Origin of the sequence: Protofrankia sp. Cj5, from assembly GCF_917627405.1 — a bacterium.
In the GTDB taxonomy this organism is placed as follows: domain Bacteria; phylum Actinomycetota; class Actinomycetes; order Frankiales; family Frankiaceae; genus Protofrankia.
In genome coordinates, this window is sequence record NZ_CAKJTO010000132.1 from 1 (window position 1) to 3,308 (window position 3,308).

The 3,308-nt window shown below is 65.1% G+C and carries 3 protein-coding genes, 1 tRNA gene and 1 CRISPR repeat array; of the genes, 3 read left to right on the forward strand and 1 reads right to left on the reverse strand.

The features are described 5' to 3' along the window. A partial coding sequence (locus MJ777_RS20195; protein WP_239377455.1) for a DUF4234 domain-containing protein occupies positions 1-442 on the reverse strand: 442 nt, incomplete at its 3' end. Between the two features lie 583 nt (positions 443-1,025). On the opposite strand from MJ777_RS20195, the gene MJ777_RS20200 reads away from it, so the two are divergent. From MJ777_RS20200 to MJ777_RS20210, 3 genes are all read left to right on the forward strand, one after another. Then, positions 1,026-1,484, forward strand: a complete 459-nt coding sequence (locus MJ777_RS20200) for a peroxiredoxin (protein ID WP_239377456.1) — start codon at positions 1,026-1,028, stop codon at positions 1,482-1,484. A 218-nt stretch (positions 1,485-1,702) separates the two neighbouring features. Beyond that, positions 1,703-2,002, forward strand: a complete 300-nt coding sequence (locus tag MJ777_RS20205; protein WP_239377457.1) for a hypothetical protein — start codon at positions 1,703-1,705, stop codon at positions 2,000-2,002. Between the two features lie 135 nt (positions 2,003-2,137). Next, positions 2,138-2,212: transfer RNA gene (locus tag MJ777_RS20210), tRNA-Val, on the forward strand. A 491-nt stretch (positions 2,213-2,703) separates the two neighbouring features. Continuing rightward, positions 2,704-3,252: a CRISPR direct-repeat array (repeat unit 30 nt; unit sequence GTTTCAATCCCTCTAGGGATGATCAGTGAC). Positions 3,253-3,308 lie beyond the last annotated feature (56 nt).

Consider the following 3,308-nt stretch of genomic DNA (forward strand, 5'->3'; position numbering starts at 1 on the left):
GTGGAAAGATGAGGAAGACGCCGAGCGTCACCGCAAGCACCGGACGGATCGGATCGATCACGTTTCGTTGGTCGTACTCGTTGAGTTCTCTGGTGATCTTATAGATCCAGATGATGCTGTATATACCAAGAGTGATGAGAGGAAGGCCGAGCCAGACGGCGAAGGGGCTGCGGCGTTTGCCGTAGATGCCGGTGTCTGCCGGCTGCGGGTAGCCGCTGGGAGCGGGTGTTGTCGAACCCGGGTTCGCGCGGCCGGGGACCGGCGGCCCGCCGGGCTGGGGCACACCAGGCTGGGACACGCTGGTGAGCCGGCCGTCGCGTTCGGGCCTGTCGCCCGGTGGACGCGGGCGGCGGGGCTGGTCGTGCTCATCGACGCGCCGCGGCCCGCATGGCTGCTGGTCCCCGTGGAGCTGACCGTACGGACTGAGGTTCTGGTCGGTCACCGCGTTCCCCTGTTCCGTGTACCGCTCGGTGTACGGTCGGCCGCCCGGTCGCAACTGATCTCAGTAGTGCCCCAGTAAGAGCGACCGGCCATAGGGGACGCGGCGTCGCGGGGCCAGGGCACGCACCTCGCGTCATCGCTGCCCGTCCATCGCCGCGGGATGCACGGGTACCCCGGCTCGTCGGTCGCCACCCGACACCTCCGGCGGCTGCCTCCGCCGCCTCGCGATGCACGCACCCCAGCCCCGCTCCTTGATCCACACCCCTATTGCCGGGCGCTCTAAGTCATGCATGGTCATCACAGATGGTCTAGGGCGTGGCGGCTTCGGCCGCGTCCAGTCCGATGGTCGACGAAGCGACCGAGGTAGCGGATTTTTACCCGGAGCGACGCAACAGGGCAAATATTACTGGTTGTGATATTCGCAGGTGAGGCTTCGGACGCGTCCCTTCCGCATGGTTACCTGGCCGGCGCACACCTTCGGCCTGCCGTGGCGGATGTCAAGGTTGATCAGGTGGCATGCTGGGTGCGCGTGGTCGACCGCCCTTTCCTGACGGGACACCGTCCGCTGTCGAGAGGATTGCCCAGTGGCCGTAGAGGTGGGCACCGCTGCCCCAGATTTCACTTTGCGTGATCAAAATAACGAGGAGGTTGTGCTCTCGGAGTTCCGTGGACGTCGTAACGTTGTTCTTTTGTTTTACCCGCTTACTTTTACCGGCATCTGCCAGGGCGAGCTCTGCGCGGTCCGTGACGATCTCTCGTCGTTCCAGAACGACGATGTGCAGCTGCTCGCCATCTCCGTCGACTCGCCTTACGCTCACAAGGTGTGGGCTGACCGCGAGGGCTATGATTTCCCGCTGCTCGCGGACTTCTGGCCGCACGGCGAGGTTGCGTGCAGTTACGGCGTTCTGGAGGAGAGCAAGGGCTTCGCGGTGCGGGCGACCTTCGTCATCGACAAAGAGGGCATCGTGCGCTGGAGGGTTGTCAACGGGCCTGGCGAAGCACGCGACCATGCCGAGTATCTGAAGGCGCTCGCGGCCCTGTAGCCTGCCTCGATCGTCCCGTCAACCCGCCAGGTGCCAGACCGCAAGCATCATCCGGTATGTCACTGGTGGTCCTGAGGGAGCTGGCCGGCCGCCGGGTGTGCGATCATGAATCCGTGCCCGGCGGCCTTGAGGGAGTTAGTAGTCGCGCGATGCCGTGTTTTCGTTGTCACGTCCGTCAGACCGATCCCGCGCGCGGGTCCAGCCCATGGCGACGGGCGGTGGTCGACGGTGAACAGGTTCTGTTCTGCCCGCCATGCCAGCAGGTGACGGGATGGTCGGAGGTTCTTGACCGGTGCGATGGCTGCGGCTCCACCCAGCTGGCCAAGGCCCTTGGCGCGGTCTCGTGCCGGGACTGCGGCCGGGAGAGCTCACCGGTGTCGGCTGGCGAGGGCCTTTCGGCTGCCAGCCCCCAGCTGCCGCGGGGGAGCGCCGGTAGGCAGGCCATGCCCGTGTCTCCCGACCTCAGCGACGAGATCGGGGCCGCGCTCGCGCGGGTGCTGGGCCGTGCCGTGACATAACCGCGGCCGCCCGTCCGCGCTCTGCCCCTGCCCCTGTTCCCGACCAGGTGGCTGGCGGCGTCGGGGCTCGTGGCAAACTGATGCGGCACCGGTTCCCCACGGGAGGGCGATGTTGCGTACCCTTACGAGGGGCTAGGGCGCGTAGCTCAGCGGGAGAGCGCTCGCCTTACAAGCGAGTGGTCGCAGGTTCGATCCCTGCCGCGCCCACCAGCTGGATCCGCACGCTGAGCGGCTCCGGCAAGAGGACTGTCCGGCTCGCCGGTCGACGCCCAACACAGGGTGGCTCCCTCCGCCGCCTCGCGATGCACGCACCCCAGCCCCGCTCCTTGACCCACACCCCTATTGCCGGGCGCTCTTAGCCTGGACGCACCGTCCCAGATGAGGCCCTAACGGCGTGTTTAAGCACGAAAGTGCCCTCTGGCCTGGGAAGACGGGAGTTCTCTACGCTTCCGTCCATCAGATCGAAAGGGCACTTTCACGGTGCGATTGTTGCATGCGGCGTCGCGGACGCATGCCCGGTTCGACGACCCTGACCTGCTCGCGTGCGCCGGGCTCGTCCCGATCATGCGACTGGCCGAACGCGCCGGCCTGCCCGAGCTGATCGCCGAACATGTCCGGCCGGCCGATCCGTCGGGTGTGCACGCCGATCTGAAGATCGGCTGTCTGGTCGCGGGAATGGTCGGCGACGGCGCGGCAGTGTCGTTTCAATCCCTCTAGGGATGATCAGTGACTGGACAACGCTGACACGACATGCGCACAGTTATGGTTTCAATCCCTCTAGGGATGATCAGTGACCCGGAGGGTGCGGCCGAGTTGTTCCGGGAGGCCAAGTTTCAATCCCTCTAGGGATGATCAGTGACGTGCGGCTGCTGTGGGCCTGCGCGGGGTGCGAGGCGTTTCAATCCCTCTAGGGATGATCAGTGACGACCTGCACCAAATGCGGCTGGGAAAAGGACCGGTTTCAATCCCTCTAGGGATGATCAGTGACCAGCATGGCCAGCCCCGGGTCCGACCGCAGGTACAGGTTTCAATCCCTCTAGGGATGATCAGTGACGGACGTTGATGTCCTGAGGGAGCACCCGCGCTACCTGTTTCAATCCCTCTAGGGATGATCAGTGACCGGGTCGGCGGAGCGCGCTGTCGGCGCCCATCACCGTTTCAATCCCTCTAGGGATGATCAGTGACTACAGCGCATGGGTCGCAACGTTTGAGGGTGAGGGGTTTCAATCCCTCTAGGGATGATCAGTGACTGGCGCCATGCAGTTGCCGGACAAGCTCAGCCGGGTGGTTTCAATCCTTCTAGGGA